General features: G+C 60.8%; 19 protein-coding genes and 2 pseudogenes. 6 read left to right on the plus strand and 15 right to left on the minus strand.

Annotated elements, in window-relative coordinates; all coding sequences use genetic code 11:
• Position 1: 1 nt before the first annotated feature.
• The 7 genes from X744_RS160310 to X744_RS160280 all read right to left on the minus strand — a co-directional run bounded on the left by X744_RS160310 (position 2) and on the right by X744_RS160280 (position 7,605).
• A complete protein-coding gene (locus tag X744_RS160310) occupies positions 2 to 607 on the minus strand; it encodes a cytochrome c oxidase subunit 3 (RefSeq protein ID WP_023758481.1) in 606 nt (201 codons plus the stop codon).
• On the minus strand, positions 604 to 2,574 hold the full coding sequence (gene ctaD / locus X744_RS160305; protein ID WP_023758482.1) for a cytochrome c oxidase subunit I: 1,971 nt from the start codon (positions 2,572 to 2,574) through the stop codon (positions 604 to 606). The genes X744_RS160310 and ctaD overlap by 4 nt, the downstream gene beginning before the upstream one ends.
• Positions 2,571 to 3,584 carry a cytochrome c oxidase subunit II gene (coxB, locus tag X744_RS160300; protein ID WP_023758483.1) on the minus strand — a complete coding sequence of 338 codons (1,014 nt, stop codon included), beginning with the start codon at positions 3,582 to 3,584 and terminating at the stop codon, positions 2,571 to 2,573. Before coxB ends, ctaD begins: the two co-directional genes overlap by 4 nt.
• Positions 3,581 to 4,114, minus strand: coding sequence for a c-type cytochrome (locus tag X744_RS160295; RefSeq protein ID WP_023758484.1), 534 nt, complete (start codon positions 4,112 to 4,114; stop codon positions 3,581 to 3,583). The genes coxB and X744_RS160295 overlap by 4 nt, the downstream gene beginning before the upstream one ends.
• On the minus strand, positions 4,111 to 4,974 hold the full coding sequence (locus tag X744_RS160290; RefSeq protein ID WP_023758485.1) for a substrate-binding domain-containing protein: 864 nt from the start codon (positions 4,972 to 4,974) through the stop codon (positions 4,111 to 4,113). The genes X744_RS160295 and X744_RS160290 overlap by 4 nt, the downstream gene beginning before the upstream one ends.
• Positions 4,955 to 6,733 carry a methanol/ethanol family PQQ-dependent dehydrogenase gene (locus tag X744_RS160285; RefSeq protein WP_280948944.1) on the minus strand — a complete coding sequence of 593 codons (1,779 nt, stop codon included), beginning with the start codon at positions 6,731 to 6,733 and terminating at the stop codon, positions 4,955 to 4,957. Before X744_RS160285 ends, X744_RS160290 begins: the two co-directional genes overlap by 20 nt.
• 92 nt (positions 6,734 to 6,825) lie before the next feature.
• The gene (locus X744_RS160280; RefSeq protein WP_023758487.1) at positions 6,826 to 7,605 is read right to left on the minus strand and encodes a heme-binding protein; all 780 of its coding nucleotides are present in this window, start codon (positions 7,603 to 7,605) and stop codon (positions 6,826 to 6,828) included.
• 252 nt (positions 7,606 to 7,857) lie between these two features.
• On the opposite strand from X744_RS160280, the pseudogene X744_RS0136410 reads away from it, so the two are divergent.
• Positions 7,858 to 8,819, plus strand: a pseudogene (locus X744_RS0136410) (SIR2 family protein).
• 188 nt (positions 8,820 to 9,007) lie between these two features.
• On the opposite strand, the gene X744_RS1000000173520 reads toward X744_RS0136410, so the two are convergent.
• Positions 9,008 to 9,277: a DUF892 family protein gene (locus X744_RS1000000173520; protein WP_050589503.1), complete on the minus strand. Its 270-nt coding sequence runs from the start codon at positions 9,275 to 9,277 to the stop codon at positions 9,008 to 9,010.
• Between the two features lie 841 nt (positions 9,278 to 10,118).
• Between X744_RS1000000173520 and X744_RS160275 the strand changes: the two genes are divergently transcribed.
• On the plus strand, positions 10,119 to 10,319 hold the full coding sequence (locus X744_RS160275; RefSeq protein ID WP_023758490.1) for a hypothetical protein: 201 nt from the start codon (positions 10,119 to 10,121) through the stop codon (positions 10,317 to 10,319).
• Between the two features lie 320 nt (positions 10,320 to 10,639).
• On the opposite strand, the gene X744_RS160270 is transcribed toward X744_RS160275, so the two are convergent.
• The 5 genes from X744_RS160270 to X744_RS1000000171790 all read right to left on the minus strand — a co-directional run bounded on the left by X744_RS160270 (position 10,640) and on the right by X744_RS1000000171790 (position 14,902).
• Positions 10,640 to 11,122 carry a DUF2269 domain-containing protein gene (locus X744_RS160270; RefSeq protein WP_023758491.1) on the minus strand — a complete coding sequence of 161 codons (483 nt, stop codon included), beginning with the start codon at positions 11,120 to 11,122 and terminating at the stop codon, positions 10,640 to 10,642.
• Positions 11,122 to 12,408 carry an SDR family oxidoreductase gene (locus X744_RS160265; RefSeq protein WP_023758492.1) on the minus strand — a complete coding sequence of 429 codons (1,287 nt, stop codon included), beginning with the start codon at positions 12,406 to 12,408 and terminating at the stop codon, positions 11,122 to 11,124. The genes X744_RS160270 and X744_RS160265 overlap by 1 nt, the downstream gene beginning before the upstream one ends.
• Positions 12,405 to 13,928, minus strand: a complete 1,524-nt coding sequence (locus X744_RS160260) for an FAD-dependent oxidoreductase (protein WP_023758493.1) — start codon at positions 13,926 to 13,928, stop codon at positions 12,405 to 12,407. Before X744_RS160260 ends, X744_RS160265 begins: the two co-directional genes overlap by 4 nt.
• Complete coding sequence (locus X744_RS160255) at positions 13,925 to 14,425, minus strand: hypothetical protein (RefSeq protein ID WP_198032200.1); 501 nt, start codon at positions 14,423 to 14,425, stop codon at positions 13,925 to 13,927. The genes X744_RS160260 and X744_RS160255 overlap by 4 nt, the downstream gene beginning before the upstream one ends.
• A gap of 246 nt (positions 14,426 to 14,671) precedes the next feature.
• A complete protein-coding gene (locus X744_RS1000000171790; protein ID WP_084025303.1) occupies positions 14,672 to 14,902 on the minus strand; it encodes a hypothetical protein in 231 nt (76 codons plus the stop codon).
• Between the two features lie 39 nt (positions 14,903 to 14,941).
• Between X744_RS1000000171790 and X744_RS1000000171795 the strand changes: the two are divergent.
• Positions 14,942 to 15,386, plus strand: a pseudogene (locus X744_RS1000000171795) (transposase); the annotation flags it as partial.
• A 299-nt stretch (positions 15,387 to 15,685) separates the two neighbouring features.
• Here X744_RS1000000171795 and X744_RS160250 read toward each other — a convergent pair.
• The gene (locus tag X744_RS160250) at positions 15,686 to 16,762 is read right to left on the minus strand and encodes a hybrid-cluster NAD(P)-dependent oxidoreductase (protein ID WP_031259923.1); all 1,077 of its coding nucleotides are present in this window, start codon (positions 16,760 to 16,762) and stop codon (positions 15,686 to 15,688) included.
• A gap of 91 nt (positions 16,763 to 16,853) precedes the next feature.
• Positions 16,854 to 17,711 (minus strand): LysR family transcriptional regulator, encoded by an 858-nt coding sequence (locus X744_RS160245; protein ID WP_023758498.1) that lies wholly within the window; start codon positions 17,709 to 17,711, stop codon positions 16,854 to 16,856.
• A 130-nt stretch (positions 17,712 to 17,841) separates the two neighbouring features.
• Between X744_RS160245 and X744_RS160240 the strand changes: the two genes are divergently transcribed.
• The 3 genes from X744_RS160240 (at position 17,842) to X744_RS160230 (ending at position 21,015) form a co-directional block, all read left to right on the plus strand.
• Complete coding sequence (locus tag X744_RS160240; RefSeq protein WP_031259925.1) at positions 17,842 to 18,924, plus strand: amidohydrolase family protein; 1,083 nt, start codon at positions 17,842 to 17,844, stop codon at positions 18,922 to 18,924.
• 11 nt (positions 18,925 to 18,935) lie between these two features.
• Positions 18,936 to 19,289 carry a Rieske (2Fe-2S) protein gene (locus tag X744_RS160235; protein WP_023758500.1) on the plus strand — a complete coding sequence of 118 codons (354 nt, stop codon included), beginning with the start codon at positions 18,936 to 18,938 and terminating at the stop codon, positions 19,287 to 19,289.
• 118 nt (positions 19,290 to 19,407) lie between these two features.
• Complete coding sequence (locus tag X744_RS160230; protein ID WP_023758501.1) at positions 19,408 to 21,015, plus strand: ABC transporter substrate-binding protein; 1,608 nt, start codon at positions 19,408 to 19,410, stop codon at positions 21,013 to 21,015.
• Positions 21,016 to 21,051 lie beyond the last annotated feature (36 nt).

Raw genomic sequence — 21,051 nt, forward strand, 5'->3', positions numbered from 1 at the left:
CTCAGCCGAGCCTCGGGGTCCAGTAGATCAGGAGATAGATCGGGATCCAGCTGGCGACCACGAAATCCCAATAGAAGACATTATCGCCAACATCGCCGAAGCGACGGCCGCTGTTGCCGTGACGCGTGAACATCAGCACCGTCAGCACAATGGTATCGCCAACGTCGGTGATCAGATGCGTCGTGTGCAGCCCAAGCAGCACCCACAGCATCGAACCGTAGGCGTTGGTGTCCCAGTAGATGTTCAACGCCGGAAACTCGAACCAGCGTACGACGAGCGGCGCAATCCCGAGCAGCGACATGACAACGAGGCCGATCCGCACAGGCATGATCGCGCATTGCTCAGCATAGCGGTTGAGCATGTGGTTTGGCACCAAGCTGACAATCAACAGCAGCGTCACGATGGTTCCGGGCCAATGGTTCGGCCGCGGCGCGCCGAGTGGCCATTGCGGCCACGACAGCGCCAGGTAGAGATAGGCACCTGCGGCGAGCGCGAAGCCGGTGCCTTCCAGTGCCATGAAGCCGAGCGTGCCCCACCATGTGGGGCTGCGCGGACCAATTCCATAGGTGGGCAGGGCGGAAAGATCGGCGGCGGGACGCTGTTTCATTCCTCGTCCTCCGGATCGCCTTTTGGCCAGAACCAGCCGATCAGCGTGATAGCAATCGGCAAGGCGCCCCAGACCACGGCCCAGGGCGTAAAGATCGAATAAAGGAAGGTCGCGCCCACAGCGATGGCCGCAAACAGCGGCCAGATCGATGGCGTGGCCGATTTCTCGCGAATGTCGGGACGCGCTTCGGCTACCGTCGAGATGACAAGTTCGCGCGCGTCGACGCGGAGGCCTGTCGCGACCGGCAAGGCCTCACGTTCGGCCCACAGCGGCTCGGCGTGGGTGACGACGGGGATGCGGGCGAAGTTGTAGCTCGGTGGCGGCGAGGTCGTCGCCCATTCCAGCGTGCCGGCATCCCAGGGATTGTTGCCCGCCGGTGCGCCTCGCAAGGCGCCGTGCAGCATGTTGAACGTGAACAGGACGAAGCTCAGGAAGAACACCGCCGCGCCGGCGGTGATGAACAGGTTGATGTTTCCCCAGCCAAGCTCGGCCGGATAGGTATAGACCCGTCGCGGCATGCCCCAGAGACCGACAAGATGCATGGGGAAGAACGCCGCATTGAAGCCAATGAACGCCATCCAAAAATGCCAGCGCCCAAGCCGCTCGCTCATCATGCGGCCGGTGAGCTTGGGCAACCAGAAATAGGCGGCGCCAAGCAGCGGAAAAACCGATCCGCCGATCAGCACATAATGGAAATGCGCGACCACGAAATAGGTGTCGTGGACCTGCAGGTCCAAAGGCACGGATGCTACCATCACGCCGGTGAGACCGCCGATGACAAACGTAAAAACGAAGCCGAACACGAACAGCAGCGGCGTCCGGATCACCGGCCGGCCGTCCGACAAGGTCGCCAGCCAGCAGAATATCTGCAGCCCGTTGGGAATGGCGATCAGCATGCTCGACGCGGTGAAGAAGCTGGCGCCGAGCTTCGGCAGGCCGGTCGCGAACATGTGGTGGACCCATAGGCCAAACGACAGAAAGCCGACTGCGATCAGCGACAGCACAAGTCCTAGATGCCCGAAGACCGGGCGTCTGGCGAAGGCGGAGATGATCGACGACACCATGCCTGTCGCCGGCAGGAAGATGATGTAAACCTCTGGATGGCCGAAGAACCAGAAAAGATGCTGGAACAACAAGGCATCGCCGCCCTCGGCCGGGTTGAAGATGTGGGTACCGACGAGCCTGTCGAGGATCAGGAATGTCGAGGTGATCATCACCGCCGGCATGGCGAAGACGACGACGAAGGACGTGACCAGCATCGCCCACACGTAGAGCGGGATCTTGTCGAGCGACATGCCTGGCGCCCGCTGCTTGAACACGGTGACGATGGTCGCGACGGCGACGGCCAGGGACGACACTTCGGTGTAGGTGATCATCTGCGCCCACACATCTGCGCGCTTGCCGGGTCCGAATTCGGGGCCCGACAACGGCACATAGGCGAACCAGCCGACGTCCGGCGCCATGCTGAGCGCGAACGACGCCCAGGCAAAAATCCCGCCCGAGACGTAGATCCAATAGCTGAACGCATTCAGGCGAGGGAAGGCGATGTTGCGCGTGCCGACCATCAGCGGCACCAGATATATGCCAGTGGCCTGCACGATCGGTACGGCAAACAGGAACATCATGGTCACGCCGTGCATGGTGAATAGCTGGTTGTAGAGATCCGGCCCGATCAGGCCGCGTTGCGGTCCCGACAGCTGGATGCGCATGGCGACTGCATTGAGCCCGCCCAGGCACAGGAAGACGAAAGCGGTCACGAGATAGCGCCGCGCGACGACCTTGTGGTCGACGCTCGACAGCGCGCCGATGATGCCCGGCTTCGTTCGCCAGGTCCGTTCGAGCCAGCGATGCAGGGTGGCATCGTCAAGACCGGTATCGCGCGGCCCGTCGCGTTCTGGGGCAAGGTCGCCCTTGGGGGTTGCTTGCGGCACCAGGTCGCGTTCGCTGGTCAGATCGGAGCTGCTCATTTGAGCCCCTCCAGATAGGCGACAATCGCATTGAGTTCGTCGCCATTGAGATCGACCACCGGCATGTGGGCGCCCGGCTTGATGCCTTGCGGGTCGGCGATCCAAGCGGCAAGATTGCCGCGGCTCATCGTCAGCGTTCCGGCGGCGAGTGTTTGCCGGCTCGCGATGTGCGTGAGATCGGGCGCAACCGTGCCGCCGGCAACCGTGCCGCCAATTTTGTGACACATCACGCAGGCACGATTGAGGAACAATTCCGCCCCGGCGCTGGCCTCAGCACTTACCGGTGCAGCGGCGGACCGAAGCTGGTCGTTCAACCAGGCATCGAAGACCGGCCGCGGCTCGGCGATGATCAACGTGCTCATATTGGCGTGCTGCTGACCGCAGAACTCGGCGCATTGGCCGCGATAGACGCCCGGCTTGTCGGCCATGAGATCAAGGACATTCTCATGGCCGGGGATGAGGTCGAGCTTGCCGGCGAGGCTCGGCACCCAGAAGGAGTGGATCACATCGGTCGAGGTCACGATGATCCGTACCGGCTCGCCGGAGGGGATATGGATCTCATTGGCCGTCGTAAGGATGCGGCTCGGCTGGGCGTTTTCGTAGCGTACCTCCCACCACCATTGGTGTCCGGTAACCCGGATCGTCAGCTCCGCGTCCGAGCCGATGGCGGCGAGCGTCCTGTTGGCGAAGAAGCTTAACAGAGTGAGCCCGACGAGGATCACGGTCGTCGCGCCAAGCGCGGCCCAAACCGCCCGCGCCTTGCGGTGCTCGGCGCCTGGATCGAGCACGAGCGGGTCGGAGCGCGTGCGCGATCGCATCGCAAGTGGCGCTGCCAAGGCGATCATCACCAGGAGCCAGATCAGCGCGCAGAGCCCGGTGAAGAACCAGATGAGCCAAGCCAATTCGGAGGCGGCGGGGCCCTTCGGGTCGAGTGCCGATTGCCAGCCGGAGCATCCCTGGAGAAGCAACACGCAGGTCGTGCCGAACGCCGCAAACACGGGCCGTCTCACGGCGACTTCCCCAAAGTCGCGGCATCCGGCAGGCGGTTCTCGGACGGATGCACCATCATATCATCGTTGCGCGAAGGCGCGGCGGAGGAGGGCGCGTTGCCGCCCAGCGAGCGGACGAAGGCGGCAAGCTCCCAAATCTGGTCGTCGGGAACCTTGTCGCGGAATGTTGGCATGCCGTTCGGCCGCCCGTCTCGGATGGTGGCGTGGATGCTCTCGATCGAACTGCCATAAATCCATTTCTGGTCCATCAGGGCCGGTCCCATGCCGCCGCCGCCATTGGCATGGCAGCCGGTGCAGTTGAACCAGTTGAAGAGGCGCTTGCCCTCGCTAAGGTGAAAGGCGTTGGCCTCGAAAGCGGCAGCCTTGTTGTCACTTACAGAGGGCCGCTCGCCGCCAGGCTCCAACGTGGTGACGGGGGCCGGCTGCTCGCCGGAGCCGAGCGCGGATTGCGGACGTGTGTCGCGCTCTTCCCGTTGGCATGCCGCAAGCGCCAGCGTAGCGGACAGGAGCACGACGAGCCCCCGTTTCATCGCACCGGACTCCCGCCTGCGTCTAGACGAGGCACTCCAAACTGAGTCAGAATGGAATCGATCTCAGCCTTGTGCTTAGCAAGTGCGGCATCGAGTTCGTCACGCAACGCGGCGTCCTCACGCCGGACGCCCATCGAAATATCGTAAATCATCGGCAGCATCGGCCCGTCTATGCGGGGGGTCACTGGCGTGAGCTTAAGCAACACCTTCTGCTTCGCGGCGAAGTAGCCGGCGAGCGGCCCCCAGACGACGGCGAGGTCAACCTCGCCATTGGCCACCGCTTCGACGATGCGCGCCGGAGGGTTTGGCGCTGAATAGTCGCCATAGACGGGGTATCCGATCAGATGGCCGACAATACCACGGCGGCCAAGCGCTTGGACCGGAGGCGAGTTGGCGCCGTCATCGCCAATGAGTTGCACACCAATGCGCAGCTCACGCAGGCGCGGATCGTCGAAGGACGTGATATCGGGGCCATCCTTGCGCATCACGAATACATAGGAGGAACGGTAGTAGGGTGTGGTGGTGCGCAGCATTTCGAGGTTGGCGGGAGTGCCCGGGACGAGGTCGCAAAGCCCGGCCTTCAGCGTATTGCGGACAAAGCCGCGGCGCTGCGCCCACCAAACGTAGGAAAGCTTGGCGCCAAGCTCGCCAGCCACGATTTCCGCTATCTTATTCTCGAAACCTTGGCCGCTGGCGTTCGAGAAGGGCATGTTGTTGGGGTCGGCACATACCCTCAACTCGCGCGCATGAGCGACTACGGCGGCGGAAAACAAGACGAGCGCACCGATCGCGGCGGCAATGTGCCGGACGGCTTTTCGCCCAACGGGCCTGTCGAAGTCGTCAGGGCAGGCGGAATACATAGAGCGTTCCTCCTGGCGTCGTCACGTCCTTCAAATCCTTCATGGCGTTTGCGAAGCCGAGCGCGGCTGTGGCGTCGCGTGGATCGAGGTCGCCCGACACGATCGCACCGGCCCAACCGCCGACGCCCGACAGGATCGCCACATATTGACGCCCGTCGGGACCGCGGTAGGTGATCGGCTGGCCGATGATGCCGGACGACGTCTTGAACTTCCAAAGCATTTCCCCTGTCCTGGCGCTGACCGCCTTGAACCAGCCTTCCATCGTGCCGTAGAAGACGACATCGCCGGCGGTGACCACCGCACCGCTCCATACTGGAAAGTTCTCCTTCAAGTTCCATACAGGCTTGGCGGTGGCAACATCCCAGGCAGTGAATGCACCCCGATTGCCGCCTGGCCCTGGGATCATACGGACGTTCATGCCGACATAGGGCGTGCCGGCGATGTAGTTCACCTCGACGCCCTCTTCATCCATGCAAAGGTTGTTGTGGGGGATGTAGAGCAGGCCTGTCCTCGGCGAGAATGCTGACGGTTGCCAATCCTTGAGGCCGGCCGCGGTCGGACAGATGTCGCGCACGACCTTGCCAGTGCCGGTCTTCTTGTCGGGATTTACGACGAGTCGGCCGGTCTTCAGATCCACGCCCTTGCTGGAGTTAACTGGGCCGAAAGGCTGAGCCGACAGGACTTCGCCGGTGGTGCGATCCAGCACATAGACGTAGCCATTGCGCTCCGGCCGCACCAGCACCTTGCGCGGCTGGCCCTGCCAGTTCATGTCCAGAAGAACCTGCTCGTTGATACCATCGTAGTCGTGCAGATCGTGCGGCGTCCACTGATAGAACCATTTCGCCGCCCCGGTGTCCGGGTCGCGGGCGAAGATGCCGGCCGTCCATTTGTTGTCGCCGGGCCGCAGGTCGGGGTTCCAGGGGCCGGGATTGCCGGTGCCGTGGAAGAACAGATTTAGGTCGGGATCGTATGAGATCCAGCCCCACATATTGCCGCCGCCGATCTTCCATGCTTCCGGCGGCCATGTCGTCACGCCAAGGTCCTTGCCCTTGTCCGTGTCGTAATGCGGCTTGAAATCCGGGCCGATCAGCACGTCCTTGTCGGGGCCGGTGCTGTAGGCCGTCCAGACGACATGTCCGTCGGCTGCGTCGAGCGCCTTGACCCAGCCGCGCACGCCCATCTCGCCGCCGGAATTGCCGACCAGCACTTTGCCCTTTACCACCAGCGGCGCCATGGTGATCGTTTCGCCAATGTTGATGTTACCGATCTGCGTATTCCAGATCGGCTTGCCGCTGCCGGCGTCCAGTGCGATCGTGTGGCCATCGAGCGTGTTGAAGAAAATGCGCCCGTCGGCGAAGGCTGCTCCCCGGTTGACGACATCGCAGCAGGCGACGCCCTGCGCCGCCGGTTCCGGATTGGGCTCGTATTTCCATTTCATCGGTGCGCTTGGCTTGGACAGGTCGAGCGCGTAGACGATGTTGGGAAACGGGGTCACGATATACATCGTGTTGCCGACAACGAGCGGCGCGGCCTCCTGGCCCTTGTTTACGCCGGTCGAGAAGGTGAAAGCCACCTGCAGGTTCTTGACATTGCTTTCGGAAATCTCCGCCAGATCGCTGTAGCGGGTCGAGGCATAGTTCTTTGCCGGCATCGTCCACTGGCCGTCATCGGGCGGAGCGGCTGCAGGCGGCGGCCTTATCGCGGTATCAGCCGCGGGTTGGGCAGCCGCGCCTGCCAACAAAGCGAGGCTTGCGAGCATCACCAAACCAAGACTGAATCTGGAACCGCGTTCTGTTGCCCGCATCGCTCTCCCCGCTTTAGCGGTTTTGCCCCGCATCGACGCAAGCTGCGTCATTTGTGTAGCGAACCGCCGACGCCGGCACCAAGCTCTGCGGCGACGTCGGCTTCGGTTCCCGCGCATAATGGATGACCCCAGCCCGAAGCGCTCTTTCCACCGGGATCGAGATCGTAGATGATGGCGTCCTTGCGGTTTGGATTGACACCGGCCGGTACTTTGTCCAGCGCAAGGGCCGCGCGCACGCGCCAGGCGACATTGTGGTCGGCACAGGAGGAATCGCCGCTGACGCCCAGTCCGCCGACGATGCCCTTCCCATCATACAGCGCCAGGCCGCCACCAAACACGACAACCCCGCCGATGGGCTTTCCCATCAGCGGGTCACCGGCGCTGCCGAACGTCGACGGGTCGCCTGTATAGGCGATCGCCTGGTTGACCGGATTGGTGGCCTGCAGCCCAAACAGCGGACCGCCCGGTTGGACCGGCGCATAAAGATTTGCCGTCGACAATGCCATCTGGGGAAGGCTGAGCCCGTTGGCCGTGCTGGCCTTTTCGGCTGCGATCAGCCGGCTGCCGGGCCATTGCGCGTCGGCGGTGGGGCCGCTGAAAGCGATGGCGCAGACCGTTCCGTCACGTGCCACAACTGCGGCCCATTCATTGGTATCGAAGCCGCCATTGCCGGGCCCGCCGCTGGCCTTGACGCTCGCCTTAAGGGCCGTCAGCAGCTTGTCGTGGTCGGCGAGGCAGGGTGCTTGCGCCGAGGCCGTTTGCCCCGCGTCGCCTATCGCCAGCAGGAACAGACTTAAGGCCAGTGACAGGGTTGGACGATAATCCATTGTCTCTAACGTTAGTTGAACACTCTCTAACGCTTGAGACGGGCGGAAGTGCCATTGGGGCGAAAAAATGTTGTTCTTCGCGCGCTTGCGGGCACCGTCCGGAGGACGACAGCGGCCCCACCTACCGTTCGTGCAGCAATGGTTGGAACAGAAGAGGCATTCGCCAGTTTGCTGGCATGCAGTCGGTGTTCGAACAAATTGCGCGGTCGCTNCAATGGTTGGAACAGAAGAGGCATTCGCCAGTTTGCTGGCATGCAGTCGGTGTTCGAACAAATTGCGCGGTCGCTGAAAAAGCGGAGAGCCATGCTGTTTGTTGGCGCTGGAGTGTCGATGAGCGTCGGCTTGCCACCGTGGAGAAAACTCATCGAGCACATGGCAGATGATCTCGGCCTGGACGACCAGACGGTCGGCATGCCTGACACGACCTACCAGGCGCTTGCCGAATACTACCGCCTCAAGCATGGCAGCATCGGCCCCCTGCGCAGCTGGATGGACCGCGAGTGGAGCGTTTCTCGGGACAAGGTAAAGCGATCGGAGATCCACAAGCTGATCGTGTCGCTCGATTTCCCGATCATCTACACCACCAATTACGATCGAAACCTGGAAGCTGCTTTCGAGATCTATGGCCGGCCGTTCGTCAAAATCGCCAACGCGAAAGACATCGCCAAAGTCAACGGCGACCTGACACAGATCATCAAATACCATGGCGATTTTGACGACGACACTTCCCTTGTGTTGGCAGAGACGGACTATTTTGACCGGCTTTCCTTCGACTCACCACTTGATGTGAAATTCCGGGCAGATGCACTGGGGCGCACCATCCTGTTCATCGGCTACAGCATGTCGGATATGAACATCCGTCTGCTGCTGCACCGTCTGTGGCAGACCTGGCGCCTATCGGGTTACGAGCGGGACCGTCCAAAGTCATTCGTGTTCATGCCGGGCCCGAACGTGGTTCAGGAGGCGGTCCTCGGACGCTGGGGGCTCAACGTCGTGGCTGGGNACATCCGTCTGCTGCTGCACCGTCTGTGGCAGACCTGGCGCCTATCGGGTTACGAGCGGGACCGTCCAAAGTCATCGTGTTCATGCCGGGCCCGAACGTGGTTCAGGAGGCGGTCCTCGGACGCTGGGGGCTCAACGTCGTGGCTGGGGACGATGAGGATCCGCAGCAGAGCTTGGCAGCTTTTCTCAGCAAGATCGCCGAAGCAAGTTGACGGCGCAGGCGATCTGGCGCGGCGCGTTGTCGACATTCATGCATGGGGTAGCATCTGCTCCCATGGATCGTCCTGCCGTCATAGATCTCCCAATCCTGTTCAACCCGCTCAGCGCGGCAGGTAGGTCCCGCCGCACCATACTGGCCGGTCGCGCTCCGTCAGCCGATCGAAGCAACCTCGGCGGTAGATCAACGCTTGGCGTTCTCGCTCTCTGTATCAGCCCGAGTAAAGAACTGCTTGGTTGTCGCGGGAAGATGGTTTTTCAGCCAGTCCGCCATCGCGACTTCCTCGCGCAGGTTCTCCTCGCAAACATGCGCGCCTTCCGTTTCATCGAGCGATTTCGCAGCGACGATAAGGATCGTGTAGGAGGCGATTTCCATATACTCGAACGTATAGCTTGCAAGCGATCCCTTCATGACCTCGTCGCCAGCGATGATGCCGCTCAGCGACTGTGCCATCGCAGTCAGCGATCCCGTTCAAGCTTGCAAACGCAGGTATTGTTCCTGAACGGCCGGGTCGCAGAACAGATGTCAGAGCCGCCGCGGCCTGCGTTGGCGGTCTCTTGCCGGTCCGTGCCGCCCTTCACCCGGGGATCGCCGGCAGTCTGGAGTTGCGGAAGCATCTCTGTAGACGACTGCGCCGTTGGCGGAGATCGTCACTGTTTCGCGTCGGCATCGCCTGCGTCCCGCGCAGCACGTGCCCCGCGAAGCTATGTCTTTGCCGAGCAGCTTCGCGTTTTGCCGTCCGTTTCGCGAACTCAACCCGTTGCTGAGGCGCCCTGAGAAGGCTCAAGAGCTCGCTCGGCGTTCTCGTCTGGAATCGCATCAAGACATCTGCCGCTTTGCGTTCATCGCCAAACGTCCACAATGTCCAGGGCCCTCGGCAGAGCCTCCATATTCGGAAACATAGCCATACGTGCGCTGAACCTTTGCTCCTTCGCGAAATGCAGGCGCATGGAACTTCAAGCCATGTCCCAGGTTACCTATGGAGTTTTGCAGCGTTCGGGATCAAGCCATGACCTCTACAGACAATTCTCCGGTTGGCATGTCATCCGCCCCCAAAAAATCCGGCGGCAGCACCAGTTCAAAGAAAGCCACACCTTCGCCAGCCACGGAGAAAATCTCCGGCGCAGGTCCAGCGGCTGCGGAGCACTCAAAAGACGCCAAGGCGCCGAGGGGCGGCCGTCGGCCTGGAGCCTATGTCAAGGATTAGCCAGACGTCATCACTAAAACAGGGATGGTGGAGCTTCGGTCTTGCTCCCAACTGGTCGCCATTCCCACAATGGCAGGAGGATTTTCTATGCAGATGATAGAAGCTGTCGTCAGCCGGGACCAGGCTCCGGTCGTCGAATTTCGCGGGGAGGGAGGCGAGTGCATCACCGTCACACTGCAGGCCGATCAGACGCTTACGGATGATGAACTCGTCGCAAAGGCAAAGGTGATGATGGTCCAGGTCGCTCAGTTCGGGATGGACCAAACTGAGCGGCGTAGCCACAACTGACGGGGTCGCCGGCCGAACAGCTATACACTCTGGAATATCAGGCCAAGGGACGGCTTCGCTCGGTGGGTGGACTGCGTATCCGAGCCTGGATGCCGTTGCCGCTGAATGTCGACGATCGACCGAGGATCTGTGGCAGGACGCGTTGCCGCGCGGCGAAGCACGATAGGATGGGCAGTAGGAGCAGCGATGCGCAAGGCGTGCTGGTTGCCGAGAGTTGATTTCGCCGAACTTACGAGAGAGCGGTGATCAGGCCGGAGTTTCCCCTGACATGCGCAACGACATTGGGTGAGGTCGGTTGCCGCGGTAAAGCGGCGACGGGGCTACAAGGCCAGCCACTCGATTGGCGGGCGCGCAATCATCAGCCAGAAGATGGCGAGCACAGCCGCAAAGGCTGGAAAGCCGAAGGCAAACCAGAGCCTGAACAACTGACTGTAACGCTCAGGCGGGGGTTGATTGGACGTCGCGGCCTTTATGGCGAGATTGCGCATCTCGATCTGCATCCACACCACGGGCAGCCAGAGCAGGCCGATGGCAAGATAGAGCAGGATCGAAAGAACGATCCATCCTTCAGCAAGCGAATACCCCGCATACTGGGCGAGAGCTATCCCGGTCACAGGTTGCGCGATAACGGCCGTAGCCGTGAACAGAAAGTCGGCGAGTACGACGATGCGGGCGACAGCCGCGATGGTCCCGGCGTTACCGGTCCGGTGTGCCACGAGCATGAAAAAGGCAATGCCGGCGCCAGTCCCCAACAGCACAGCCGCACCGATGACATGCAGATACTTGAGCACGAAATAGACCATCAGCGTTCCTCCAGGATCGCCAGCGCGACAAAATGCAGAACCAAAATCGGCAGGATCTTCATCAGCGGGCCGAGCGGGTCGTTCCAGAGCTCCGGCCGCAGAATGCTCCCAGCGGTCGCATAGAAAAGCGACACCGCGATTGCACCGAAGAGACCAAGCCGGCTGGTCGGGCGCCAGGCGATCAGCACGCCGACGATCATGTCTGCCAGCGCCCCGGCGACGACGGCCGGTCCGGCCAGCGCGCCGACTGCTGTGTCAATCAGCAACTCAACTCCGCTGCGCCAGCCGGTGGTGAGGGAAATGATGCCGGTCATGATCCAGAAGAAGGGTAGCACGACGAAGATCGCCGGCTTGACGAGGTAGAGACCAGCGAACCATCGTTCCTGCACCGTGGCAGGATGAAGGCTGAGTGCGGTTGCAAGACTTGACGGTTGAATGCCGGTCGCCGCTATCCACGGCTGGGGATCACCGACCGCGCCCCGCGCGATCTCCTTTGCGGCATTGCTGCGCATCGGCGGACGCCAGCCGAGCTGAGCCGCCGCATCCCCAACCCGGTATAGGATTGCTGCGGCCCAATTGGGCAGGATGAATTCCCGGGCGCTGTCCCATCCGAACCAATGGCGGTAGCAGGCAACGACCTCGTTCATAGAAAGCGCTTCAGGCCCAGCCAGCTCCAGAGTGAGGCGCGTTGGGCTGTCGGGCCTGAGAAAGAAGAGAACGGTGGAGATCACGTCGTCTAGCTGTACGACCTGAAGACGACCAGCGTCGGGCATCACAGGCAATAGTGGCAAAGCAGCGAGACCACGAAAAAGCGCGCTTGCGCCGAACGCCGGCCTCCCCAACACAACCGAAGGGCGCAGAATGACCCAGTCGATATCGCGCGCCATCATGGCCTCATCGCCAGCAAGCTTGCTGGCGGAGAAAGCGGATGGCTGCTGGCGATCGACGCCGATAGCCGAGAAGTGGATGACCTTTTTCACTCGTGCCTGTTCACACGCGGCAAAGAGTGCCGAGGCGCCGCCTGCATGGACGTTCTGGGTATTCTCACGAAGGCTGTCCTGCAGAACGCCGGCGCAGTTCACAACGGCATCGACACCGGCAAGATGATGGATCCAGTCCTGCGCCCGCAGCGCATTTGCCATGTCTAGCAGGATGGGAGTGGGCCCTGTGAACGGGCCAACACTGGGGCGATGGAGCACACGAACGACGTCATGTCCCTCGGCCGCCAGGCGCGCGCAAAGCGCGGCTCCGATCAGACCCGACGCGCCGGTGACCAGGACCCTCATTCCGCGTGCCCGGCATTTGGCGACGCCCGCGGCTCGAGCGGTCTCGTTGCGGGGCCGGAAAGAACCTCACCAGCTTCATCGAAGCGGGACCCATGGCATGAGCAGTCCCACGTCCGGTCGACCGGGTTCCACCCGACGACGCAGCCGAGATGCGTACAGATTGCGGAGCGGGCGGTGACCGTACCGTCCCACGCCTTCCTGATCGCCAGTTGCTCTCCGTCGTGCTCGACCACACCGCCTTCTCCCAGGGCGATCTTGTTGATATCCACCGTTCTTGAACCCAGGAGCCGTTCGGCCACCAGATGAGTAGCCGTCTTGACGTTCTCCGATATGAACGTCGGCCCGCCGGCGAGCGGCTTGATACGGGTCGCGTCGAAGATCTCGGCCGCAGGATGGGGTTGGCCGAGAAGCTGCGACGCAAGGATTTCCCCTGCGACGGCGCCTTGTGTGATGCCCCAGGCGTCGAAACCGGTGGCGACGAGAAGGTCCGGTTTTGAAGAACTCGCCACGCCGACGAAGGCCATTCCGTCCACCGACCGGAAATCTTCGTTTATCCAAAGGTGCGACGGTTGGTTAATAGCGAATGTTGTCTCGAGGAAGGCCAGCATGTCAGCGACGGCGCGATCCGCAGCCTCGCGGTCTCCGGTCTTGAATTCGCCGCCGGCGGCCACAAGAAAGCGCTTGCCGTCACGGTTCGCTGTGCGAAACGAATGAGACGGGCTGCCGGCGCTGATGAACATGCCGTCCACTGTTGCATGTTCGGCCAGTGATGCTGCCGCGACCGGATGCGCAAATGGGAAGGCCTTGGCAAAGAAGAGTCCGTCTCCGATGATGGGCATCTGCGTGGTGACGATGACCTTACCGGCGGTCAAAATACCGCCAGCCAGAGTCAACTGATAAGGCCCGTCGCCTGCAATCTCAACAACGCGGCTGTTCTCGAAAACGGAAATGGTGCTCTCGCTCACCAGGCGGGCCAGCCCGCAAATATAAAGATACGGGTCGAATTGATATTGGCCCGAAAAACGGAGCGCTGCCGTCGCCCTCACGGGCAGCTCCGCATCGGACAGGAATTCGGCGGGCAATCCAAGCGATGCGGCGGCGTCGGCCTCACGGCGTAACCTATCCGCCTGTTGTTCGTCTTCAGCATAGATGAAGGCAGATTTGGCTTCCAGCTCGGCCTTATCCACCATAAGGGAGCACTGTGCAGCGATTTCCTCCTTGGCCTTTTCATTCGCGTCGGCGTAAAGCTTCGCGCCTTCGCGGCCGAAATTGCGAAGGAGGGAAGCGTATTTGAGCCCATGCTGGGATGTGACCTTGGCGGTCGAGCGGCCGGTGGCCTGCTGGCCGATCTGGCGCGCCTCAAGAACCGCGACCTTCAGACCCGAGCTACGCAGCCGACAGGCAGTGTGCAGGCCCACGATGCCCGCGCCGACGATTACGACTTCGAAGTCATGGTTGCCCTGCAAGGCGCCGAATGAAATCTCGGGCTCTCGATCGAGCCAAAACGGGACCGGCTTCATCGACCAGGTCCTCTCTCTCGCCTTTCCAAGACTGACAGTTCGGCGTCCGAAGGCCTGCCGAACGCTTCGGCTTCGGCGGCTTCCAACTCGCTGAGCGATTTCGCGAGCACGGTACCCCACACCATGTGCGCAGCGATCATCAGCAGATTCCTCCCTGCAGGATGACGCCATGCGGGGGCAAGAATTCGCGCTGCAGGAATCCAACCCAGATAACTGGCCGCCCACACGCCGAGGCCAAAGAGTGTGCCGCTGCCGCGACGCCGAGGCAAAATGGCGAAAACAGCGCCAGTCATGGCGCCGAAGCCGAAGTGAGCCAACAGAGTATTCGCTCGCGCCTGCCCTTCATCGCCCCCGAAGTTCAGGCGATCGACAATTTCGCGGGGCGGCAACGGGTAGCGACTCGTCTCGTTCAGCAACCCACGGGATCGCCGCATGGCACTGGTCATCGCCACCGATGCCGCAAGGCCGGCCAGAGCTCCCAACATCATATGTCGCAACAGCATTCTCCTGACGCAATCTGTCCAACGGAGTTGCGGGTTGATTGTTCCTTGGGGTGTATTTCGATCGGGAACGAACAAGCTCACGCGTGACAAATGGGACGTCCGGAGAAGCCGTAGCAATGGGGCTGATGATGGCGTCTCACTGCTGAAGCGGTCGACCTCTTAGGAATGCCTCCGCAAGATCCGACAATTTCGACATGCGTACGCCGAGCCGTTCGGCGTCTCCATAAGCGGTGAACCGTCCTATCCAAGCACGTCGGCGACGATACCCAGCCTGCGCGCTTCATCGGCATGAATATAGCAGTTGGTGGTCGCCCGTCGGTAGAGCTCGTCGGTAATGAGAGAACTGCCCTCGACTAATTCCTTGAAGCCCTCAATCTCTAGCTGTTCGGCCGTTTCGAGCAGGGCGAGCTGTTCGCGCGCGATCTGAATGCACGATTTCATGGGGCGGTTCAGTTCAAGGCTGGTCTCCATGCCCCTTTCATGGAGGAATACGGATACCGCTCCTCGCCAATGAGGGTGGAGCTGGCCAACCGGGAGAGCCATTCGAGTTGGCGCGAGTTCGTGACAGGGCTTAAGAATCGCGGGCTCGCCGGCGTCGAGTTCGTCGTCTCCGACGACCATTTGGGGCTCAGGGCGGATTGCCAAATGGCAGGCCAAATATCCGAAGCTGGTCAACTGGGTGGAGGACAACATCGAGGAGACGCTGAGCTTCTATCGGCTGCCGCTTGCCCATCATAAGCACATGAAATCGACCAACATGCTGGAGCGGCTGAACCAGGAGATCAAACGGCGCACCCTGGTCGTGCGCATCTTCCCCAACCCGCAGAGTTGCCTGCGGCTGGTTCGGGCGCTGGCGGTCGAGATCCACGAGAACTGGCTCGAGGCGACCCGCTATCTCAACATGGATCATCTGCGTGAGCACAAGAAGGAGAGCCTGAGGGCCTTGGCCGCCTGAGCACCGTCATGTGTCCGCCGCTCCGCTAAACACGGGAGCTGCGCGGCGGACACGCCGACGTCACAAACGGACTGGCAGCTTCGAGTGCGGGTTGTAAGAAGCGGACATTCAGGCGCTCCCGTGGACTGCCCTCGATCTGACACTCGCGTCCACAGGTGCGCGGTTGGCAAACCGGAAACTGAGGCAGAGAGGGGGCGGCCCGACGCCCACCTCGACGACAGCGGCGGTTTCTTGTTTTGAAGCACCATGGATGCCAATGCGTGCCTCGGCCGACATCTTCAATGCTCGATGACACTCAGTTAAATGTCGAGCAAAACCGTTCCTTGTGGGCGGCTGCAACATGCCAGGACATAGCCGGCCGACTTCTCTTCAGCGTTCAGTCCGCCTAGGTCGTCCATCGCAACTTCGCCGGATAGTTTGGCTATTCGGCACGTTCCGCAAACGCCCTGCTGGCAAGCGGTCGGGATGTAGATGCCACAATTCCGTGCCGCCTCCAGCAGGGTCTCTCCGGGCGTGCATTGATACTCCAGGCCCGAGCGGGCGAAACGGACCGAAGACGGAACCGCTGAACCCATTTCCGAACGCGAACCGTTGCTGCCTCCGAAACTCTCCTCGTGATACTGGGCCGGCGGGAGGCCAATTGCGTCAAGACAGGCGCGTGCCGTCTTCATGTATCCTTCGGGCCCACAGGCAAAAACGGTGCGCTTGTGGAGATCGGGAACCAGGCTCAGCAGCATCCGACCACCAATTCGGCCGGTTGAACCCGTCCAAGCGGGACCTCCCTGACTGCAAATCAAAGTCACTTGAACGTTGGGAAAGCGAGCGGCAAGTGCTTCCAGTTCCGATCGGAAGACGATGTCGCCTGGCGTTCTCGCACTGTGAATGAAGCGGATCTCCCTGTCATCCGCGCGATCGGTAAGTGCACGCAGCATGGACATAACCGGAGTCACGCCGCTACCGCCCGAAAGGAAAACGGGTTTCTGAGCCGGCAACTCATCAAGATTAAACGAGCCGAGCGGCCCTTCGATCTCGATCTCGCTGCCTGGCCTCACATTGTCATGGAGCCAGTTGGAAGCAAGCCCGCCTGGCTTTCGTTTCACCGTGATCTGAAGATCAAGCGGTCGAGTCGGCGGTGATGATACAGAGTAGGAGCGCGTCATCGCGGCACCGTTAATCCTGAGATGCACGAGAACATACTGGCCGGCGCTGAAGCAGAACATCCAATCTGCGGCAGACGTGAGAACGAATGTCTTCACATCGTGCGTCTCGTCGATTACGCGACGGCAGAGCACAACATCTCGCGTCTTTTGTGTCCATTGCCGCTGACGCGACGTGGGCACGATATCGGATGCTTGGATGGAAGCGTATGCGTTCATTGTTCGGCTCGGCTTTGCGGTCGAGCGAACATGCCAGTTCTTATCCCATAAAACAGCAGTATAAACCCAACGTTATGATCGGCAATTTCGATTAAACTTCCAGCGACATAACGGCGAGATGGAGAGCTCGGATGCCTTTGCGAATGATCGGTTCGTGTTTGCGACGTGCCAGTATTGCCGTGTGAACTGGCTGGTGCAGCGTCGGCGCTCCTTCAACGAGGAACGATGGAAGCTCGGCGGTGAACCGGCGCGCATCATCGCTACGCATGTAGCAAGTGCCGCCCGTTCGCCGAAGCATGATCTCCGCCAGCGTTTCCGATCCGGTCGAAAGTCGACAGATCGCCAATTGAGCCAGCAGCTCCGCGTGCGTTTTCTCCAGCAGAACGGTGTAGCCTGGGCGGATGTAGGTGTCAGGATCAACATCCGACAGCGTTCTGGCGGCAGTCGAAACCATCACATATTCCTCGACCATCAGGTGCTCGTAGGCGATCTCGGGCAAGTACCGAGGGGCATAAAGCACCGCGATATCCAGGTTTCCCATGCTCAAGTCGCTGACCATCTGGTTCGAGTAATCCGACTCGATATGAATCGAGGACTTCGGAAGGACCTGGCACAGTGTCTCGACCCACCCGGGTAGGACTGAGCGGGTCATGCCCACTTGGGCGGCAACGCGCAAGGTGCCTTCGAAACGGTTGAACGCGCGTACGTCGTGGCGAGCTTGCGACCAGGTCGAGAGCAGAGACCTGGCGTAAGCTTCGAACCGGCGTCCCGCGGCAGTCGGCTCTGCCCCGGCGCGTCCACGCTGGAACAGTTCGGACCCGATTGCGCTCTCCAGGTTCTTGATGCGGGTGCTGATCGTCGATTGGGTCAGGCCCAACCGATCCGCGGTCCGATTGAAATTTCTCGACTCGACGATATCGAGAAAGGTTTCGATGTGATCAAGCTGCATTGAACCCTCGATCGAAAAACTCGATCATATTGGCACGTTTCATAAGCTTGATCAAACGACAGCCAAGGCGGAAGCTGCACCAGTCAGCGATCCGGCAGCATCGCCGGACGAGGCTACGGAGCGGAACAAAGTGTTTATAATCGACTGCGATTGTCATAATTACTGGTCAAGCGCCACGGTATTGCAGCCCTACCTTTCCGGCCTCTGGAAGGACATGTTCGTCGAAGGCGAGAAGACAGGTCCCGTTGGGGCCTTCCCCCACGGCCATCGTCCCTGGTTTCATCCGCAGGATTTCTCCCGCAAGGACGTCCGTCCGAAAACCGAAGCCGATAACTATCTCATTATGAAAGAGAAGCACCTCGACAAGTACAAGATCGACGTGGCGATCCTGACGGGTGATGAGCCGATCGAGGCGTCAACCCTCGCCAACCCCTATTATGCCAGCGCCTTGGTCAGCGCCTACAATGACTACCAAATCGATCAGTGGCTGCCGAAGGACGACCGTTTCATGGGCTCGATCATCATCGCGCCACAAGATCCAAAGCTCGCCGCCGCCGAAATACGTCGCCTTGGCAATCACCCGCGCATGGTGCAGGTGCTCGCTTCCCAAGGATCCGTCAAGCCGTATGGCGACCCGTTCTACCACCCGATTTACGAAGCCTGCGCTGAAGTAGGATTGCCCTTCGCCATCCATCTGGGCGGCCATGGCGGAGTGAATTCAACTGCCATCGCTCCTGCCCCAACGACGTTCTTCTGGGAGACCCACGCTATCCTCCACATGTCGGCAATCTCGCACGTGGCCAGCATGATCGCGCATGGCGTCTTCGAGAAATGGCCGGACCTCTATTTCGTGATCATCGAGTGCGGCGTCGCTTGGGTCCCATCGGTACTCTGGCGCCTGGACGCCGACTACAAAGCGCTGCGCAAGGAGACGCCATGGCTGAAGATGCTGCCGTCGGAATATTGCAGGCGCAACATCCGCTTTTCCACGCAGCCGCTGGAACAGCCCGCAAACATCCAGCATCTGTGGTCCACGCTTGAGGCGATGGACGGCGAAAATACGCTGATGTTTGCGTCCGATTATCCCCACTGGGATTACGACGATGCAAACACGCTGCAGATCCCTCCTGCCTGGAAGAGCAAGATCATGGGACTGAATGCGCTGGAGGTCTACAAACGCATCCCGCGCGCGCAAGCGGCGAATGCCGCCTGAGGAACCATGTGATGCCCGAAAAGACCTACATCTGCCGCGTCGACGAAATCGAATCCGGGTCTCCCTTTATCGCCAAGATCCGCAGCCTTTCGGTTGGCGTTTTCCGCGTCGGGGATTCATTCCACGCGCTGCTGAATGTTTGTCCGCACCGCGGCGCTCCACTTTGCGAGGGACCGCAGTGTGGAACGACCGCGCCCGTCGAACAGGCGCAATTCATCTATCATCGCGAAAACGAGATCGTCCGATGTGCCTGGCACGGCTGGGAATTCGACATCAAGTCAGGTGAGGCCTTGGTCGATCCGACCGTTCGCGCTCGCACATTTCCAGTCACCGTGGAGGCCGGCGGCATCTATGTGACGGCCTGATTGGCGCAAAACCGATTGGGATTGGAAAATTCGAAGGAAAGGTGGCCGCAGCAAACTAGCAGATTTGCAGGTGTTTTGACGAGAAATAACGCGGAGAACTCCGCAATGGGAGAGTCGAATGTCAGAATCTGAATACAAGCTTGGTATCGCTCGAAGCCTGATCGGTGGCGGCAATGTTTCCCGCCGCGACTTCATTCATCTTGGCCTGGCCGCTGGCCTGACCGTCGCCGCCGCCGACAAGCTGTTCGTGAGCACGGCGCGGGCCGAACCGATGCAGGGCGGGTTCGCCAAGCTCGGCATGGCTCACGGCGCGACGACGGATTCGATCGATCCGGCCGGCTACCCCGATACGTTCACACAAACCGCATTTTCGGGCTCGCTGTCCAACAGCCTCACTGAGGTCGACGCCAAAGGCAATGTCCAACCGGACCTCGCCGAGAGCTTCGAATCTTCGGATGGGGCCAAAAACTGGGCCTTCAAGCTGCGCAAAGCCGCAACCTTCCACAACGGCAAGACCGTGACGGCGGATGACGTCGTGACCTCATTGCAATATCATATGGGCAAGGACACCAAATCGGCGGCGAAGTCGCTGTTGGAGTCCGTCGCCGAGATCAAGGCGGACGGCCCGGAAACGGTGGTCTTCACGCTTAAGAGCGGCAACGCCGATTTCCCTTACATTATGAGTGACTACCATCTGGTCATCATGCCAGCCAAGGACGGCAAGGCGGATTGGGCCTCAGGCGTTCGCACGGGCGCTTTCGTAATCGAGAACTTCCAGCCCGGCGTTTCGGCCAAACTCAAGCGCAATCCGAACTACTTCAAGAACGGCAAACCATACCTCGACGAGGTGGAGTTCATCGCCATTACAGATCTTGCCGCTCGCATGGCGGCATTGTCTACGGGGGAGGTGGACTATATCGGCCGCGCCGACTTGAAGACTCTCGGCATGCTCAAACGCAATCCCAAGGTGGAAATCGTTGAAGTCACTGGCTACGGTCACTATACCTTGCCGATGAATGTCACGATGGCGCCGTTTGATAATCCGGACGTGCGAATGGCCCTGAAATGGGCGATCAATCGTCAGGAGATCGTCGACAAGATCTTTCTCGGCCACGCCACCGTGGCCAACGACAACCCGATCGCGCCAGCGATCAAGTTCGCCAAGGATCCGCAACCGCAGCACAGCTTTGATCCGGAAAAAGCCAAGCACTACCTGAAAAAGGCCGGAATGGAGAACCTGAAAGTGGATCTCTCGGTCGCCGATGCCGCTTTTGCAGGCGCGGTGGACGCGGCTTCGCTCATTCGCGAGACGGCAGCCCAATGTGGCATCGACGTAAATGTCGTGCGTGAGGCCGAGGACGCTTATTGGGACAATGTCTGGCTCAAGAAACCCTGGTGCGCTTCCTATTGGAGCGGTCGAGCGACGGCCGACTGGATGTTCACCCAAGCCTTCGCCGCGGACTCCAGCTGGAATGAGTCGTTCTGGAAAAATCCCCACTTCAACGAATTGCTTGTCCAAGCGCGCGCCGAGACGGACGAGGTGAAGCGAGCGGCGATGTATGCGGAGATGCAGCAGCTAACCCACGATGATGGCGGCAGCATCGTGCTGGTCTTCAACAATTTCGTCAGCGCTCAATCCAAAAAGCTCGCACACGGCGAAGTGGCGCCCAATTGGGAGAACGATGGACTGAAAATGGCCGAACGCTGGTGGATCGCCACTGCATGAGATGGCGGGCCGGAGCCGCGTTGACTGTGAGGCTCC

This window comes from Mesorhizobium sp. LNHC252B00, assembly GCF_000502955.1.
Lineage (GTDB): Bacteria > Pseudomonadota > Alphaproteobacteria > Rhizobiales > Rhizobiaceae > Mesorhizobium.

Bases quoted from the DNA above. Each gene is read 5' to 3' on its own strand.
- X744_RS160310 (WP_023758481.1), bottom strand. From the start codon at position 607: ATGAAACAGCGTCCCGCCGCCGATCTTTCCGCCCTGCCCACCTATGGA.
- ctaD (WP_023758482.1), bottom strand. From the start codon at position 2,574: ATGAGCAGCTCCGATCTGACCAGCGAACGCGACCTGGTGCCGCAAGCA.
- X744_RS160295 (WP_023758484.1), bottom strand. From the start codon at position 4,114: ATGAAACGGGGGCTCGTCGTGCTCCTGTCCGCTACGCTGGCGCTTGCG.
- X744_RS160290 (WP_023758485.1), bottom strand. From the start codon at position 4,974: ATGTATTCCGCCTGCCCTGACGACTTCGACAGGCCCGTTGGGCGAAAA.
- X744_RS160285 (WP_280948944.1), bottom strand. From the start codon at position 6,733: ATGCTCGCAAGCCTCGCTTTGTTGGCAGGCGCGGCTGCCCAACCCGCG.
- X744_RS160280 (WP_023758487.1), bottom strand. From the start codon at position 7,605: ATGGATTATCGTCCAACCCTGTCACTGGCCTTAAGTCTGTTCCTGCTG.
- X744_RS1000000173520 (WP_050589503.1), bottom strand. From the start codon at position 9,277: ATGGCACAGTCGCTGAGCGGCATCATCGCTGGCGACGAGGTCATGAAG.
- X744_RS160275 (WP_023758490.1), top strand. From the start codon at position 10,119: ATGCAGATGATAGAAGCTGTCGTCAGCCGGGACCAGGCTCCGGTCGTC.
- X744_RS160270 (WP_023758491.1), bottom strand. From the start codon at position 11,122: ATGGTCTATTTCGTGCTCAAGTATCTGCATGTCATCGGTGCGGCTGTG.
- X744_RS160265 (WP_023758492.1), bottom strand. From the start codon at position 12,408: ATGAGGGTCCTGGTCACCGGCGCGTCGGGTCTGATCGGAGCCGCGCTT.
- X744_RS160260 (WP_023758493.1), bottom strand. From the start codon at position 13,928: ATGAAGCCGGTCCCGTTTTGGCTCGATCGAGAGCCCGAGATTTCATTC.
- X744_RS1000000171790 (WP_084025303.1), bottom strand. From the start codon at position 14,902: ATGGAGACCAGCCTTGAACTGAACCGCCCCATGAAATCGTGCATTCAG.
- X744_RS160250 (WP_031259923.1), bottom strand. From the start codon at position 16,762: ATGAACGCATACGCTTCCATCCAAGCATCCGATATCGTGCCCACGTCG.
- X744_RS160245 (WP_023758498.1), bottom strand. From the start codon at position 17,711: ATGCAGCTTGATCACATCGAAACCTTTCTCGATATCGTCGAGTCGAGA.
- X744_RS160235 (WP_023758500.1), top strand. From the start codon at position 18,936: ATGCCCGAAAAGACCTACATCTGCCGCGTCGACGAAATCGAATCCGGG.
- X744_RS160230 (WP_023758501.1), top strand. From the start codon at position 19,408: ATGTCAGAATCTGAATACAAGCTTGGTATCGCTCGAAGCCTGATCGGT.